Origin of the sequence: Clostridioides sp. ES-S-0123-01 (assembly GCF_020658415.1) — a bacterium.
Lineage (GTDB): Bacteria > Bacillota > Clostridia > Peptostreptococcales > Peptostreptococcaceae > Clostridioides.
Genome location: NZ_JACVWD010000001.1, coordinates 107579 through 125361 on the forward strand (window position 1 = coordinate 107579; position 17783 = coordinate 125361).

General features: G+C 27.0%; 14 protein-coding genes. 9 read left to right on the plus strand and 5 right to left on the minus strand.

Annotated elements, in window-relative coordinates; all coding sequences use genetic code 11:
• Nucleotides 1–67: 67 nt before the first annotated feature.
• The 5 genes from hydG to IC175_RS00475 form a co-directional block, all read right to left on the minus strand.
• On the minus strand, nucleotides 68–1444 hold the full coding sequence (hydG, locus tag IC175_RS00455) for a [FeFe] hydrogenase H-cluster radical SAM maturase HydG (protein ID WP_227482537.1): 1377 nt from the start codon (nucleotides 1442–1444) through the stop codon (nucleotides 68–70).
• Nucleotides 1445–2530 carry a [FeFe] hydrogenase H-cluster radical SAM maturase HydE gene (hydE, locus tag IC175_RS00460; RefSeq protein ID WP_227850982.1) on the minus strand — a complete coding sequence of 362 codons (1086 nt, stop codon included), beginning with the start codon at nucleotides 2528–2530 and terminating at the stop codon, nucleotides 1445–1447.
• Nucleotides 2531–2565: 35 nt separating this feature from the next.
• Nucleotides 2566–3774, minus strand: a complete 1209-nt coding sequence (gene hydF / locus IC175_RS00465) for a [FeFe] hydrogenase H-cluster maturation GTPase HydF (protein WP_227482538.1) — start codon at nucleotides 3772–3774, stop codon at nucleotides 2566–2568.
• Between the two features lie 14 nt (nucleotides 3775–3788).
• Nucleotides 3789–4040 (minus strand): TM1266 family iron-only hydrogenase system putative regulator, encoded by a 252-nt coding sequence (locus IC175_RS00470; RefSeq protein ID WP_227434807.1) that lies wholly within the window; start codon nucleotides 4038–4040, stop codon nucleotides 3789–3791.
• Between the two features lie 373 nt (nucleotides 4041–4413).
• Nucleotides 4414–5454, minus strand: a complete 1041-nt coding sequence (locus IC175_RS00475; RefSeq protein WP_227845927.1) for a M42 family metallopeptidase — start codon at nucleotides 5452–5454, stop codon at nucleotides 4414–4416.
• 482 nt (nucleotides 5455–5936) lie between these two features.
• On the opposite strand from IC175_RS00475, the gene IC175_RS00480 reads away from it, so the two are divergent.
• The 9 genes from IC175_RS00480 to IC175_RS00520 all read left to right on the plus strand — a co-directional run bounded on the left by IC175_RS00480 (nucleotide 5937) and on the right by IC175_RS00520 (nucleotide 17741).
• Nucleotides 5937–7097, plus strand: a complete 1161-nt coding sequence (locus IC175_RS00480) for a DUF819 domain-containing protein (protein WP_227434805.1) — start codon at nucleotides 5937–5939, stop codon at nucleotides 7095–7097.
• A gap of 342 nt (nucleotides 7098–7439) precedes the next feature.
• A complete protein-coding gene (locus tag IC175_RS00485; RefSeq protein ID WP_227434804.1) occupies nucleotides 7440–7601 on the plus strand; it encodes a hypothetical protein in 162 nt (53 codons plus the stop codon).
• 190 nt (nucleotides 7602–7791) lie between these two features.
• On the plus strand, nucleotides 7792–8421 hold the full coding sequence (locus tag IC175_RS00490) for an endonuclease/exonuclease/phosphatase family protein (RefSeq protein WP_227434803.1): 630 nt from the start codon (nucleotides 7792–7794) through the stop codon (nucleotides 8419–8421).
• Nucleotides 8422–8672: 251 nt separating this feature from the next.
• Nucleotides 8673–9932, plus strand: a complete 1260-nt coding sequence (locus tag IC175_RS00495) for a VanW family protein (protein ID WP_227434802.1) — start codon at nucleotides 8673–8675, stop codon at nucleotides 9930–9932.
• Nucleotides 9933–10115: 183 nt separating this feature from the next.
• Nucleotides 10116–11093 (plus strand): protein kinase domain-containing protein, encoded by a 978-nt coding sequence (locus IC175_RS00500; protein ID WP_227434801.1) that lies wholly within the window; start codon nucleotides 10116–10118, stop codon nucleotides 11091–11093.
• A 250-nt stretch (nucleotides 11094–11343) separates the two neighbouring features.
• Nucleotides 11344–12411 (plus strand): RNA ligase RtcB family protein, encoded by a 1068-nt coding sequence (locus IC175_RS00505; protein ID WP_227850983.1) that lies wholly within the window; start codon nucleotides 11344–11346, stop codon nucleotides 12409–12411.
• 507 nt (nucleotides 12412–12918) lie between these two features.
• On the plus strand, nucleotides 12919–14835 hold the full coding sequence (locus IC175_RS00510; RefSeq protein WP_227434799.1) for an endonuclease MutS2: 1917 nt from the start codon (nucleotides 12919–12921) through the stop codon (nucleotides 14833–14835).
• A gap of 151 nt (nucleotides 14836–14986) precedes the next feature.
• Nucleotides 14987–15736 carry an ABC transporter ATP-binding protein gene (locus IC175_RS00515; RefSeq protein WP_227434798.1) on the plus strand — a complete coding sequence of 250 codons (750 nt, stop codon included), beginning with the start codon at nucleotides 14987–14989 and terminating at the stop codon, nucleotides 15734–15736.
• A 25-nt stretch (nucleotides 15737–15761) separates the two neighbouring features.
• Entirely contained in the window at nucleotides 15762–17741 is a 1980-nt protein-coding gene (locus IC175_RS00520; RefSeq protein WP_227850984.1) for an ABC transporter permease, read from the plus strand.
• The last annotated feature ends 42 nt before the right edge of the window (nucleotides 17742–17783 follow it).

Consider the following 17783-nt stretch of genomic DNA (forward strand, 5'->3'; position numbering starts at 1 on the left):
TTTCCCTTTAGATAATATTACTACTAACCTATAGAATATACAATAATAATATACAACGAATAAAATTTTATAAGTATAAATCTCTTTCCCCACGTTCTAAGGCAGTCATATTGTTAGATACGATGTTTCTTATGTCTTCTCTTTCTATCTTAGATATTTCTTCAGTAATAAGTTTTTTACCCATAGCTTTAAGTTCTTCGTCACCATAATCAATTAAAAATTCATTCAATGTAGTAAGTGCATTTGGTGTGCAGACATTGTGAATTTGACGACTCTTAGCCAAACTCATAAATCTATCTCCAGTTCTACCTTTTCGATAACAGGCTGTACAGTAACTAGGGATATATCCATCAGTGATTAATTCCTTAAGGACTTCTACAGGGCTTCTGTGGTCTCCAACCTCAAATTGTTCTGTATTGTCACCATCTTCATATGCTTTATATCCACCAACACCTGTTAGAGAACCTGCACTAACTTGTGATACACCATATTTTAGTAATTCATTTCTCATTTCAGCAGTTTCCCTAGTAGACATTATAATTCCAGTAAAAGGAACTGCCAATCTAGTTATAGCTACAATTTTTTTGAACATATCATCAGAAACTAAATGAGGGAAATTTTCTAAACTCATACCCTCAGCTTTTTTTAATCTAGGGAAAGATATAGTATGGAATCCTACACCAAATTTTTCTTCTAGGTGTTCATTATGCATCATAAGTCCTAAAACTTCAAATTTAGGGTCAGCTAGACCAAATAAAACTCCTGCACCAACATCATCAACTCCAGCTTCCATGGCTCTATCAAAAGCTGTTAAATGGTAGTAGTAATCATTTTTTATAGACTGACCATGCATCTTTATAAATGTTGGTTTATGGTAAGTTTCTTGGAATAGTATATAAGTTCCTATTCCTTTTTCTTTTAGTAGTTTATATTCTTCTACACTAGTAGCTGCTATGTTAACGTTTACCCTTCTTATGTTTCCATTTTCATTATATGTTGAATAAATTGCATCTAAGCAGTCTAATATATAATTTATATCACAATTTTTAGGGTCTTCACCAGCTTCTAAAGCAAGTCTTTTATGACCCATTTTTTCAAGTATTTTAACTTCTTCTCTTATTTCGTCCATAGTAAGTTTTTTTCTTTTAAATTTATTACATGTATTGAAACCACAGTAAACACATTCATTTACACAGTAGTTTGATACATAAAGAGGGGCAAATAAAACCACTCTATTACCATATATTTCATTTTTTATTTGCCCAGCTATACTAAATAATCTATCAAGTTGTTTTTTATCTTCTACTTCAAGAAGTGTAGCTATATCTTTATAACTAAGTTTTTCTCTTCTATCAGCCTTATCAAGTACTTTCTCAATATCATCAGAAGTTGAATTTTTTGCATCCTCTAACAAAGAATTAATAAGTTCATGTTTTATGAACATTTACAAACGCCTCCATTCAATATTATCACCACGAGAGTAGTCAACTTTAAGTCCTAGTGACTTGATATTTTCCTCTAAACTCTGGTGATATTCACAAGCTTCTTGACCAGTAAAGGCTTTGTTATCATAAAGAGAATATTGTTTTCTAAATTCTTGAGGAGAAAGGTTTGGCATAATTACATTACAACCAGCTAAAAGACCTGCATTTCTACCACTAGGGTTTATAGATGCAAGAGCTGTTGTAGCAGGTAATAAGATTTTTGGAAGTAGAAGTCTTGTAATTGAAAGCATAAGTAGTGTTTTTTCTAAATCACCATGTTTATAATCTTTAAAGATTGTATCATGATGTGGGATAAAAGGTCCTATACCAACCATATGAGGATTTAACTCTTTTAGGTATAATAAGTCACGAACAAGGTCCTCATTGCTTTGGAATGGTGACTCAACCATAAATCCAGCACCTACTTGATAACCAATTTCCTTGAGGTTTTTAAGGCATTCTTTTCTAGTTCTAAGTTCAATGTTTGGCGGATGTAATTTTTTGTAATGGCTGTCTGTAGCAGTTTCATGTCTTAAAAGATATCTATCTGCACCACTTAAAAAGTATTTTTTATAGGAGTCATAGCTTTTTTCTCCTAATGATAATGTTATAGCACAATCCTCATATTTATTTTTGATACTTGAAACAATCTCACATATCTTATCATCAGTAAAATATGTGTCTTCACCACCTTGTAAAACAAAAGTTCTGTATCCTATCTTATAACCTATATCACAACATTCAAGTATTTCATCCGTTGAAAGTCGATATCTTGTAATATTTTTGTTAGAAGATTGTATACCACAGTAGTAACAATTGTTTTTGCAGTAGTTTGTAAGTTCTATAAGCCCTCTTAAGTAGACTCTATTTCCATAGTGTTTATTTCTCATATCGCTAGCTTGCTTGTAAAGATAGTTTCTCAAATTTTGTTCAAAGTTATATTCTTCATTGTCGATATTCTCTATTAAGTATAGTAGTTCATCAAAGCTTAGTGAATTAATGCTGTAAAGTTTATCTATAAAGTATTTAATCTTATTTTTAGTCATATCTTAGTATGTATTTATTAAATATATTTAAATTTTTAGTAATTGAAAAGTTCAAGGGATCTTTCCAAAATACCTTTTGTATATGCTATTAAAATACCATAGTTTACGATAGGTACATTGAAAGATTTTGCCTTTTCTATTCTAGATAACATTCCAGCTCTATTCATCATACAAGCTCCACAGTGAACTACAAGTGCATATTTAGTTATATCTTCAGTGAAAGATACTCCAGAACTAAATTCAAAAGTAATATTTTTACCAGTTTTCTTTCTAATCATATTAGGGATTTTAACTGTTCCAATATCATCAGTTTGTCTGTGATGAGTGCAACCTTCAGCCATCAAGACCTTGTCACCATCTTTTAAATTTTCTAAAGCATAGGCACCATCAATTAATTCTTTAAGGTCTCCTTTTTGTCTAGCGAACAATATAGAAAAAGATGTAAGAGGAATATCTTTTGGAGTATCTTTATCCACTTGTGGAAATACTTGAGAGTCAGTAATAACAAGCTTAGGTTTTTTACCTAAATTAGATAGAGTTTCTTTTAAGCTATCTTCTTTTGTAACTATAGAAATTGCTCCAATATCCAAAATATCTCTTATAACTTGCTGTTGAGGAAGTATAAGCCTACCTTTTGGAGCTGCCTTATCTATTGGAACAACTAAGACAACTAAATCATTTGGCTCGATTAAATCTGATACCAATTTAAACTCATTACTGTCTTTAGGCAAAACCTTTATTATTTCATTTTTTAAATCTTCAATTCCAATTTTATCTGTTGATGAGACAGAAACAACTGGACATTTAACTTTATTTTTAGTTAAGTTTAAAATTTCAGATTGATTTTTAATTGTATCAATCTTGTTAAGTACTAAAATATGAGGTATATTTTTATCATTAAACTTTTCAATTAGTGATAAATCTTCTTTTGACACACCAATTTGGCAATCCACTACTAGTAAAGCTATGTCTGTCTTTTCTAAAATATCTAATGATTTGCTTATTCTAAGCTCACCAAGTTCACCAACATCGTCAAGACCAGCAGTATCTATAAGAACACAAGGTCCTATAGGAAGGATTTCCATTGGTCTAAATACTGGGTCTGTAGTAGTTCCAGCAATATCTGATACTATTGCAGCACTTTGATTTGTTATAGCGTTTATTACGCTAGATTTACCTGCATTTCTTTTACCAAAGAGACCTATATGTACTCTTATTGATTGTGGAGTAGAATTTAGACTCATTTGTACTCACCACCTTAAATTTCTTTTTTTGATATACTAGTTTTTACAGATACATGAGGTATATTTCCCAATTTACCAGTCAAACTATTGATAATATCCATTTCGCCAACAACTGCTATACATACAATTGAGACACCTTCTTCTTCACAAGGAATTCCCATTCTACCTTTAATAATACCTTTAAAAGTTGATACAACTTCATTAAATTTAAGCTGACATTCTTTTGGTTCTTCCAAAATAGCACTTATAACCGCAACCTTTTTCATAAATATCCTCCTAACTCAGAAAATATGTTCTTAAACAAATCCAAAATCAAAAAACTTTTCTTTTTAAAGAAAAGTTTCTACAAAAGAAAAGTTATTAATTACACAATTATAATGTGCTATATTAAACTATTTCCTTACAGATTAGATAACTCTTTTCTGGTAGGGTTAGCTTGTAAAATTTATTTTAACAACAATTAGCTAAAGAAAATTTTTATACAATTTGTGTGAATCATATAAAAATTAACTAAAGAAAATTGAAGTTACTTATATAATAGTAGTAAATCGAGATTAAGTCTATAGAAAAACCAATTTTTGTATAAAAATAAAAATTGGTTATTTACAAAGAAATGACTTTAATAAAATATATAGTTAATTATTTTTTTAGCATGTAGTTTATAAGAAGTTTTAGAGTATTTTCAATTGCTTCTATATGAGTTCTTTCGTAGTGGTGGCTATTATTTGTTCCAGGGCCAACACAAGCTATTTGAACATCTTCTCCCCAACGAATAGCCTCTGAAGCATCTGAACCATAAAAAGTAAATACATCGACAGCATAATCTAAATTATTATCTTCTGCAACATCTACAAGTTTATTTCTTAAACTAAAATCATATAGAGATAAGTTATCTTTTGCAACTATAGTTACACCATGTTCACTAGATGTTTGACTTGGTCCAGTAGGTGCTATATCTATTGCTACAAATTCTCTAGTTTTTTCAGGTAAAGCTTTAGAGACACCATGTCCAATTTCCTCATAATTACTTATATAAAAGTTAGTAGTATGCTTAGGTATTAAGTTGTTTTCCTTAAAGTATCTAGCTATTTCAAGAACCATTGCTACAGCTGCTTTGTTATCTATATATCTAGATTTTATAAAACCAGATTCTGTAGTTTCAAAACGATGGTCTAGACATACAAAATCTCCAACATTTATTCCCAAATCCAAAATATCCTGTTTATTAAATACTTTTTCATCAAGTCTAATAATCATTGTTTCTTCATTTCTTTCAGATGCAGCTTTTGTCTGTCCATATATATGAGTAGAAGCGTATTTAAACACAACACTTCCTCTAACTTTTTTACCTTTTCTAGTTATAACAGTGCAATTTTCACCTTCTATAGCGGCCCAACAACCACCACCGACTTTATGGTATTTAAGAGTACCATCTGGTGATATTTCTTTTACCATAGCACCAAGTGTATCCATGTGTGCAGATATTGTTATTTGATTTGAATCATCTTCACCAGGAAGAGTAGCTATAAGAGCACCTTTTTTTGTAAGAGTAGTATTAAGACCTAAAGTTTCAAAATCCTTTTTGCTTTCTAAAACTGCATTTTCAGTATATCCAGCTGGACTTGGTATATCAAGATACTTCTTCATCAAATTTATAGTATTAGTTAAATTTAAATTCATATTATTTCCTCCTAAAAAATGTATATTCATACAAATTATAACATAAATACGAATGTTCTGAAAACTGTATTTGAAAGAAAAATTTCTAAATCTATTAAAAAAAATAATATATAAGGTAAAATTAATTTATATTATATGGGTTTAAGTTGAAAATAGTTTTATTGTATAAATAATAAAAATAAATAAAAAACAAATAAACAAATAAAAACAAATAAATAAAATATTTAGTTTAATTCTCTTTACAAATAAAGATTTTAGTAATAAAATAATTTTTGAAAAAGATTTTAAATTCAGACTATTCGTTTTTAAAGTAATTAATCTGTAAACCTTTATTAATATGTGTAAATAGTTGGTTATATATGTATTTAATTAGCTAAATATAAATAAAAAAGTTTATTTTAATTATTTTCATTATTGGGAAAAAATTTATTAGGAATTATAAAAAATCTGGATTACTTAGAAAAAGAGAGGGTGTGTATAATGTGATTGAAAACGGATTCGTATTTTGTAGTTTTTTAGTTGTATTTGTAGGTGGCATTTTTTACATGGTTGATAAATTAAAATGGAAGATATTCGATGTTATTAATCCAATGCTTTTAATCTATTTAGGAGCTGCTATACTTGCATCATTTGGTTTATTTGCACAAAATGAAGAAGTTGGTATCTATCAGAATATAATAACCGTAAATTTTCTACCATTAATGTTAGTATTCTTATTAATTCAATGTGATTTAAGAAAAATATTAAAAATGGGCCCTAAAATGTTATTATCATTTTTCTGTGCTACATTGACATTTATGCTTGGATTTGTTATAGCCTTTATAATTTTTAAAGGTTCAATGGGTGCAGATTCATGGAAAGTTCTTGGTGCAGCATCTGGGTCATGGATAGGTGGTTCATCAAATATGATTGCAGCAGCTAATGCTTTAGGTGTTGCAGAAGAAGGGCTTAGTTATGCAATACTTATGGGTTCTATAGGATATACAGTATGGATGTCTGTTTGTCTAATGTCTGTAAAATTTGGACCTAAATTTAACAAATGGACAAAATGTGATACAAGTTTTATAGATGAGGTTACAGCAAAGCTTGAGAAAGAAAATAAAGATAATACAGCACCTACGTTTGTGGAACTTATGACTTTATTATCTGTTGGATTTGGAGTTGCAGCATTTGCACAGATTGTATCTAAGATACTTCCAACTTCAGGCATACTTAATGAGACTATGTGGGTAGTGCTTGTTGCCTCTACAGTATCAATACTGTTAGGTATGACTAAGATATCAAAACTTAAAGGAAGTACATTAGTAGGAAATGTGTTTATGTACTTGCTTCTTGCAGCAACAGGAAGTAAAGCAAATTTCTTTGGACTATCAGAGGCTCCTGTTTACATAATGTTTGGATTAGTAGTAGTTCTTGTACATGCCATTTCATTTATAGGACTTGCAAAACTATTTAAATTAGACTTATTTACTTGTGAGGTAGGAAGTATAGCTAATATAGGTGGTGTAACTACAGCACCAATGATTGCTGGGGTTCATAATCCAGTATTAATTCCAGTAGGTGTACTTATGGGGCTTTTAGGAAATGTTATAGGAACTTATTGTGCTCTTATAGTTACTCAAATATTACATATGTTAGCTTAATGAAACTATAGTATAAAGCTAAATAATTCATATCAAAAAAGTTATTTCAATTTAAGCATAAGCTTTTATCGAAATAATTTTTTTTATTTGGCAAAATAAGTCGTTTTAAAAAGTTGTTTTGACATATTTAGTGAATAATATTGTAAAAATTACCAATAACGATATATATTTAATTTTTATATTGAATCGAACGTTTGTATGATGTATAATAAATATATAGAACGAATGTTTGCAGAACGAATGTTTTTTGAAATTATTTTAATAATTTATGAATATATATCACAATGCATAAATATATTTAAATATAAAGATAAAAAGAATTTAAAGGAGTGTTGATAACTTATGATAATTCCATCAAGAAAAATACAGGATATAACATTAACAAATTTAAAAAATGGTGAAGTGACTTTAATTGAATTAGATGAAATATATAAAAAGATGGGATTTTTATTTGTTGTAAGTGAAGGCAAATTGAAAAAAATAAAAAAGGAGAATCATCATTAAAAATGCATAAAATAAATACTATAAAATTTTGTAAAACCTAACTTATGTAGAATATAAATACTTAAGTTAGGTTTTTTTGTGATAAAATCTGTGATTACTTGAGTTTTAGAAAGCAGTACAGTGTTTTATAAACTAAAAAATAAATGAGTTTAAATCTCAAGGGCATAATACTGCATAAGAGGTGATATTAATGAAAATAGTAACCTACAATATTCATAAAGGTATGGATTCAAATAATAAATTGACATTATCTAAAATGGGAATATATTTAAAGAACTTAAATTGTGATGTAGTTTGTTTGCAGGAAGTACTATACCCTCAATTTTTAGCTTTAAAGGCTGTTTTAAATATGGATGGTGTATTTGCCACAAATGTAAAAAAGGTAAATATGTTATATGGAATTTGTACATTTACAAAATTAAAAATATTAAACAATAATCATTTTTTTTTAACTAGTAAAAAAGAACAGCGAGGAGCACTTTGTATAACTGTAGATGATTATGGAAGAATTATAAATATTATAAATGTTCACTTAGGTTTAGATAGAGAAGAGAGAGCAAAGCAACTGGATGAAATAATAGACTATAGAAATAGATTAGTAGGAGCTGTTGTTTTATGTGGTGATTTCAATGAAAAAAATATCTCTTTAGATATGTTTAGTGATATGGCTGTTTGTCTAAATAAATCTCAGTTTGCAACCTTTGAAAAGTCAAATTCTAGGATAGATTATATTTTTGTTGATAGAAAAACTGAACTAAAAGGATATATAGTAGAGAAGATTTATTTATCAGACCATTATCCAGTAATAGGATATATTTGATTTTTAATGTAACTTAATCAATATTCGTAAATAAAGAGTAAATTTTTTATTAAGGTATAATTAAAAAAATATAATTAAAAAGTGTCAAAAAGAAATCTAATTATAAGACATAAATTTACAATAAAGTTACATTTGCTTAAATGCCTTGTTTAAAAAAAGCTATTCAAATATAATCTAAAGTAGTTTTGAAAGGGAAACTTTAATAAGCAAAATTAAGATAAATTAAGTTAGTGTTAAAATGAGGTGAATTTATGAGCAGAAGTACAACAAGGGTTTCAAAATTAGGAAAAGAAAAAAAACGAAATTTTATAATAGTGTTAGCAGTTTTAGCTGTAGCGATTGGTGTGTCTACTTATTTTTTTAACAACAAATTTCTATATAATGGGAAAATAGCTAAAAATGTATATATAGAAGATATAAATGTATCCGATATGAGCAAAGAAGAAGCATTAAAAGCTGTAACAGATAAGTATACTCCAGAAGACCTGAATCTTACTTATGATGGAAAAGATTATAAAATATCTCCAAATGATATTGATTTAAAATATAACACAGAAGAAGTTGTAAAAAATGCTTATGAGAGTACAAAAAAAGGTTCTTACTTTCAAAACTTAAAGAAGTATATTGATATAAGAATAAATAAGCTATCCCTGAAAATAGAATCTGGATATGATGAGGCAAAACTTAGTGCTCAAGTATCTTCAGTAGCAGATAGCATCAACGTTAAAATGAAAAATGCTTCAGTTAGTGTTGGAAGTGGTGGATTAAATTACACAGAGTCTGTTATAGGTAGAGAATTTGACTTGGCATCAAATAAAGAATCTATATACAACATGATAAAAAATAAAGAGCATAAGCCTTTAGAACTAAAAGTAAACCTTCAAAAACCAGATATAACGACAGAACAAGTAAAATCTGTGAATTCTGTTATAGGTCAATATTCAACAACATATTCTCAATCTGTATCAGGTAGAGCATATAATGTGGCATTGTCAGCAAGAAAAACTAGTGATGTTTTACTAATGCCAGGTGAAGAATTTTCATATAATAAGCTTACAGGGCCTAGCAATAAAGCTAATGGTTACAAAGATGCACCAGTTATAGTTTATGGAAAATTAGAGCAATCAGCAGGTGGAGGTGTTTGTCAAACATCTTCAACAGTTTATAATGCAGCTCTTCTTTCAGGTATGGAAATAACACAAGTTACAAACCACTCATCTGCATCTACTTATGTACCAAGAGGTAGAGATGCTACGGTAAGTGATGGAGGATTAAATTTAAAATTTAAAAATCCATATAACCATCCTGTATATATTAAAAATTATGCAGGTGGAGGAAGTGTATCATCTATAGTATATGGCAATTCTGGTGATAAACCAAATATATCTATAGAAGTAAAAAACACTGGAAAAGATAAATATTCTACATATAGGGTGTATAAAGACTCAAATGGAAAAGTCATAAAAAGAGAACATATATCAAATAGTTCTTATAAAGAATTGAAAAAATAGATTATTTTTTAGCTTAATATTGAATTGATACAAAAAACAAGAGAGTTGATAACTCTCTTGTTTTTTGTATAAGAGTAGACTTACTAATTGTCGTTTTGATATTAGAATCATTAATATATAGAAAATATTCCTATATATTGGTATAATTATAAATAGATTTAGTTATATAAAATGTATGAGGAGGTGACAGGGTTGAATTTTATAGGCAATAGGTATGAGGTAGTAAATTCTGATGACGTTTTAGAAATTAACAAAATCTATAAAGCTAGGGATGTTTTTTACAGAAAAAATGTGTTAATAAAAGTTATAAAACACAATAACTATATTTGTGAAGATTTTGTATCAAATTTAATTGATGAAAGTACTGCTTTAGATGAAATAAACTCTCCTTATATACTAAAAATAATTGATGTTGGGATTCATTGCACAGAAGAAACAACATTATATTATATTGTAAGTGAAGACTTTGATGGTATTGGCCTAGATGAATTAATTCTAGGTAATTATCTTCATCTAGAAGCAATTATAAATATAATGATACAAGTTTTAAAAGCTTTAGAAATGATACATAGAAATTATTCATATCATGGCAGTTTAAAGTCAAGTAGTATAATGGTGAATACAGAATATAATATTAAAATTTGTGATTTTGGAATTACAAAAGCAAATAATGGGGTTAATACAAGAAGCTATGGAAATAGAAGATATTTATGTCCACATCAACTATGTATAAACTATACTGATAGAGAGAGTGATTTTTTCGCAACAGGTCTTATTTTATTTGAGTCTATATTTAAGAAATTACCTTTTGGAGAAGCAAATTCAGAAGAAAAAATGTTACAATTGATTGATAAAGGGCTAGATTGGAATAGTATAAGAGCAATTAATGGAAACATAGAACTTATAAATGTTATAAAAAGACTGCTTGGTAGAAATAATAAATATACTAGAGCTAATGATATTATTGTTGACCTTAGTAAGGTAATGTATGAAAAAGCATATATAGAGGTTGAAGATAAATTAGAAGAAGAACCAAAAAAAATTGTTCAGGTTAGAAAAGAAGATAAAAGTAAAGTGAGAAGAAAATTACATAAAAAAATTGTTGTTGCTGGCTTAGCTATAGTTATGATTTCAATGATTATTATAGGTTCTATAATATAAAAATTATATATTGTACATTTTAAAATAAATGTCTATAAATAATATACATATAGATTAAAATTTTAGTATTGTTTTAATTATGAGAGGAAGTGGTTATTATGTTAGCAAAAAATAATGAGGTGTTAAACGTTTAAGAGTATTTTAACAAATAGCCACCTGCTTTTGTAGTTTAAAATAAAAAAGCTGTGGCTAAAAGTCACAGCTTTTTGCTACTTTTTAAAGGCAGGAGTATATTAAAAAGGAGCAAAGTATGAGTGAAATAAAAATAATAGCAAGTAACAAGTGTTGGATTGAAGATATAGCAAAGAAACAACTTGAAGATATTTTAAAATTGAATGGAGTTTTAAGAATAGTAGGATTGCCTGATTTACATGCAGGTAAAATACCTGTGGGCCTAGCAGTTGAAACCAAAGATATTATCTATCCACATATAATTGGAAATGATATAGGTTGTGGCATGACTTTATTTAAAACTGGAATTTCCAAAAAGAAATTTAAAAAAGATAGATGGATTAAACGTCTTTATGAAATTAAAGATTTATCTGATATAAAAATAATAAATCCATATGAAGAGGAATGCCCAATATCAAATTTGGGGACTATTGGAAGTGGAAATCATTTTATAGAATTTCAATGTGTAAATAAAATTCACAATAAAGAAAAATTTGAACTATTAAGATTTTCACCTGATGACATAATGATGTTAGTTCATTGTGGGTCAAGAAATTACGGAGAAACCATACTTAAAAAATTTTATAATAAAAATGGTACTGAAGTTGGAAGTGAAAAAGAAAGAGATTATATGATAAATCATGATAAAGCTTTAATCTGGTCAGAGCGTAATCGTGAAATTGTTAGTAAAAAAATCATGCAATCAATAGGTATATCTAGAGATATTGAAAAAATATTGTCTATAAATCATAATTTTATAGAAAAAAGGGAAGATAAATTCATACATAGAAAAGGTGCTGTTTCAAGTGAAAGAGGAGCTGTAATTATACCTGGTTCAAGAGGAAGTCTATCATATATAGTTATGCCTACTGAAAATACAGAACTGTCTTTATATTCTCTATCACATGGAGCTGGTAGAAAATGGTCTCGTTCAATTTGTAAATCTCGTCTTAAAAACAAGTATAATAAAGATACTATAAAACAAACAAAATTTAAAAGTCATATTCTATGTAATGATATAAACTTGTTATTTCAAGAGGCTCCAGAAGCATATAAAAATATAGAACAAATTATTGAAAGTTTGATAGAATATAAGCTTATTCAAGTAGTGGCAACTATGAAACCACTAATTACTTATAAAGGGTAATTTTAAAAATTATATTAAATTATAAATAACTGATTTTATTAAAGCATATTAAGAATGCTTTGATACTATCAGTTATTTTTTTGTTTTTTGTTAGGGTTAATAATTTAAAAAGCTTAACTTCATAATATGTAATTTTTATAAAATTACATTCTGTAAGAAATGTTGGGTATAAATGAAAGAATAAACATTATTTTTATTTTAATAGTGAGTATTATAGGTGTTTTATTATGTTAAAAGATAAATAAATTTATTTATATTGACACTAGGATATAATTTATGAAATAATGTTAAAGTGACTAAAATAGTTAAGTAAAAATAGAAAAGGAGCAGTGTTTTATGAAAAAGAATACTAACATTAGTGAGTCCGGGGTTAGACTTCTTAATAAATAAGGAGTTTAATGAACAATAATTCCTTATTTATTAAGTCGATTACAAATAATTATTATAAAAATAAGTGAAATAGTTATTTAAAATTCATGACTTATAAATAAAGGAGAAAGTAAAATAATGAATAGTAATACAATTGAAAGACTACAACTAAATGAGGTTAAAGAATTAATAAAAATACATTGTGTAAGTTCACTTGGAAGAAATTTAATAGACAAATTAACTCCTAGTGGTAATATTGAAGTAGTAAGAAGGAAATTAAAAGAAAATAAAGAAGCTAGAAAAATAATTGAAAATAGTAATCATATACCACTTGAAGGGTTGTTTAATGCAGGTTCTACAATAGATAAAATTGAAAAAGGAATGATAATAGAACCTATTGAACTTGTAAATATAGAGGATTTTTTAAGAGGTTGTAGGAAGATGAAAGCTTTTATGTTAGACAAAGAATTTTATTCGCCTACATTAAGTTCTTATGCTTTAAATATAACAGAATGCAAAAACATAGAGGAAGAGATAAACTACTGCATAAAATCAAATAAAGTTGATTCTAATGCCAGTAAAGAATTAAAAAAGGTAAGAAGAAATATAGAAGTTACAGAAGGAAAAATAAAAGATAGATTAAATAAGTTTATAACATCAAGTATAAACAAAAAGTATATACAAGAGTTTATAATAAGTAAAAGAAATGATAGATATGTAATACCAATTAAATCTTCTTATAAAAATGAAGTTGATGGTACTATATTAGATACTTCATCAAAAGGAAATACTGTATTCGTTGAACCAATAAGTGTGTCAAATTTAAGTACAGAATTGACTATGTTAAAAGCTGACGAGACTATTGAAGAATATAAGATATTATCTTATTTAACAGAGCTTATATTTGATAAAATAACTCAGATAAAGTTAAATATAGAAATACTTTCTGAATATGATATGGTATTTGCAAAAGCTAAATATAGTCAAAAAATAAATGGTATTACTCCAAGAATAAACAACAATGGATATATAAAAATAATCAAAGGTAAGCACCCACTTTTAACAGGAGATGTGGTACCTTTAGATTTTGAAATAGGTAAAAGTTATAGAAGTCTTGTAATAACAGGACCTAATGCAGGTGGAAAAACTGTAACTCTTAAGACTGTTGGTCTATTAACTTTGATGGTTCAATGTGGTTTTGATATTTCTGCTAAAGAAGACAGCGAACTAAGTGTATTTGAAAAAGTGTTTGTAGATATAGGAGATAATCAAAGTATTGAAAATGCTCTAAGTACTTTTTCATCACACATAAAAAATATTGCAGAAATTATGGACTCATCAAATAATTCTACACTTGTTCTATTTGATGAGATAGGTAGTGGAACTGAACCCAATGAAGGAGCAGGACTAGCAATATCATTGCTAGAAGAGTTTTATAGTATGGGATGTATAACAATAGCATCAACTCATTATGGCGAAATAAAAAAGTTTGCTAATTTGCATCCAGAATTTGAAAATGCAGGTATGATGTTTGATAAAGAAACTTTAGAACCATTATATAAATTAACAATAGGAAAATCTGAAGATAGTAATGCTCTTTTTATTTCTAAAAAGATGGGAATAAAAAATAAGGTATTAAGTAGAGCTAAAGAATATATAACTGATAGAAACTACAATTTAGATTTAGTTAAGAGAAGTAAATTAAAATCCCATACTGAAAATAAAGATAATGTTGAATTTATTTCCAATTATACAGAGTATAATACAGGTGATAAAGTAAAATTATTGGATGAAAATGACTTTGGAGTTGTGTATAAACCTAGAGACAAATTTAATAATGTAGAAATATTATTTAAAGACAATTTTGTTTTAGTAAATATAAAAAGATTAGAACTTAGTATAAAAGCAGAAGAGTTATATCCAGAAGGATATGATTTAAATTCATTGTTTACTAGTTTTAAAGATAGAAAATTAGAAAAAGACATTCAGAGAGGTTCAAAAAAAGCTCTTAAACAGATTCAAAGAGAAATTAGAGAAAATAGAAAACAAATGTAAAAAACATAAATGACTATTTAAAATGTAAATAATTATTTTACAAAACATGAGTAATAAATGCGATTATTTTTGCGTATTTTACTCATGTTTTTTTGTGTGTAAAAATTTATACTTTAAACATAGATGAAATAATATTAAAGGAGGTATAAATATGGATGTTCTATTATCTGTAAAAGATGTAACAAAGACTTACAGTAAAAATAAAAAACCAAGTTTGAATCATGTTTCATTCGAGGTAAATTCTGGTGAATTTGTTGGAATTATGGGAGCATCAGGTTCTGGAAAAACAACTTTACTAAATGTATTATCTACAATAGATAGTGTAAATAGTGGTGAGATAGTAATTAATGGTGTAAATTTAAAAGAATTAAATAATAACTCTACTGCGGATTTTATAAAGGATAATATTGGATTTATATTTCAAGAATACTTTTTGATTGATAGTTTGAATGTTTTTGAAAATATAGCTGTACCACTTACTTTAAAACATATGCAAGCAAGTGAAATCGAAGATTCTATCAAGTTATTGACAAAACGTTTTGGAATAGATTCAACTTTGTATAAGTATCCAAATGAGTTATCTGGTGGTCAATGTCAAAGGGTTGCTGCAGCAAGAGCTATTATAAAAAAACCATCTATAATACTTGCAGATGAGCCAACTGGAGCACTTGACTCAGTATCAGCAAATGAGTTACTAAAAACACTAAGTGATGTAAATCGAGAATTAAAAACTACTATATTGATGGTAACACATGATGCTTATGTAGCTAGTTTTTGTAGTAGAATTTTGATTTTTAGGGATGGTCAAATTATAGATGAACTTCAAAAAAATGAAAAAAATCATAAAGATTTCTTTGAAGCTATAGTTAGCAAGACCAGTAAACTAGAAGAAATATATTAGTATACATTAAAAGGAGATAGTAAAAATGAATATATATAACATTGCTAAAAAGAATCTCAAGAAAAACTTTTCGTTTTATTCATTATATTTGTTTTCTGTAGCTTTTATACTCATGATATTTTTTAGTTTTGTATCTTTTTCTGTGAATGATATTATAATGAATAAAATTTCATCAGATGGAAGAGTAGAAACTATGACAAAAACTATTTCAATTTTTATAATTTCATTTGTATTATTCTATATGCTTTACTCAAATAGATTTTTTATAAGACGTAGAATGAGAGAGCTTGGCATATACACCTTGATGGGATATAGAAAATCAAGTATATTAAAATTAGTTATGATTGAAAATATATTTATTTGCATGATTGCTTTTATTATAGGTGTTTTAGCTGGTTCATTATTACATAAGTTTATTATACATGTAATTGTGCATTCATTAAATTTAAATGTAGATAGTTCAAAGATACCTTTTTTCAATGTAAATGCTGTTATTTCTAGTATATTATTTTTAATTGTTATATTACTTGTACTATATTTTTCAAATTGGAAATTGATTCGAAGAAATTCTCTTCTTAATTTAGTCAAAATAGAACGAAACGAAGAAAAACAGATTATAATAAGACCTTTGATAGCTTTTATAGGTATTTTTATGCTTGTATTAGGATATGTACTAGCTTTTGATATGACTAGAGGAAAGGATTCTGTTTGGTATAGTATTGGTTTTTCTCCAATTGCTATATTGACCTTACTTTGCGTAGTTGTTGGAACTGTTTTTTTTATAAATTCATTTTTACCTTATATTATTAGAATATTAAAAACTAAAAAAAATCATTTTTATAGAGAAATACAGATTATTACAATTCCTAAGTTTATTTACTCCATACGTTCTAATGCAAAAACATTAATTTTATTAACTTTGTTGTCAGCAGGAACATTATGTATATTTGCGTCAACTGTTTTATCAATTTATTATCCTGTAGTAGCAGTTTCTCGTATAGTACCTTCTGCTATTGAGTTTAAGTTAGAAGAAAAAAGTAATGTTGATAAAATTATTAATGCTGTAAGAGATTATGAATTAATAGAAAACCTTAAATACAGAGAAACAAATATTATAAAAGTAAATTCTTCATCAAAAAATTTACCGATTGAGTATTCTATTGGCAAAGACAAAGGAAGAATCTCTGGATTTGACTGTATATCAGAGTCTGATTATATAGAATTAATTAAACAACAAGGGAAAACATTTGATTTAAAACCTCTGAATTATAATGAAAGTGTATTAGTAAAATATAGACCAAGTGAAGAGAATGTGGATAAAGGGAAAATCCTTAACTTAGATTTATATTCAGATAAAAAGGTAGATGTGGTTATAAAGGATACTACATTAGATAATCCAATTAGTTTTTCAAATAGTATTGGAACATTAATAGTGTCGGATAAATTATATAATGAAATATCTAGATACAATAATCTATCAAGAAATTCTATTATAAGTATTGATGGAAAAGATATGAGAGATAATAAAGAAATTTATGAAAAACTTAAAAATTTATTAAAGAATAATCCATATTTTATAAGTGCTTATCAAAGAAAATTTGAAATTGTGCATGAGAGTAGTTCAACTTTTTTATTGATTAGCTTTCTTTCTGTTATATTTTTTATTGCTACAGGAAGTATGCTGTATTTTCACAGTATTTCTAATGCCATTTATGATAGAAATAGTTTTAATATATTGAGTAAAATAGGATATAGTCAAAAAAATATAAAGAAAATAATTAAGAATCAGATTTTAGTGTTTTTTTCGATACCATATGTATTAGGAATGGCACATAGTATATTTGGATTAATTGCTTACAAATCTGCTTTAATAGATAACATATTAGGAAATAATACACCTATAATAATTCCAATAGTATTTGCAAGTGTCATATTTACACTAGTATATATAGGATATTACATTTTAACAAAGTATTCATGTTATAAAATAGTGCTTAAAAAATAGCATTAAAAATTTTATAAAATATTTGGAAAATAGAAGATAAGC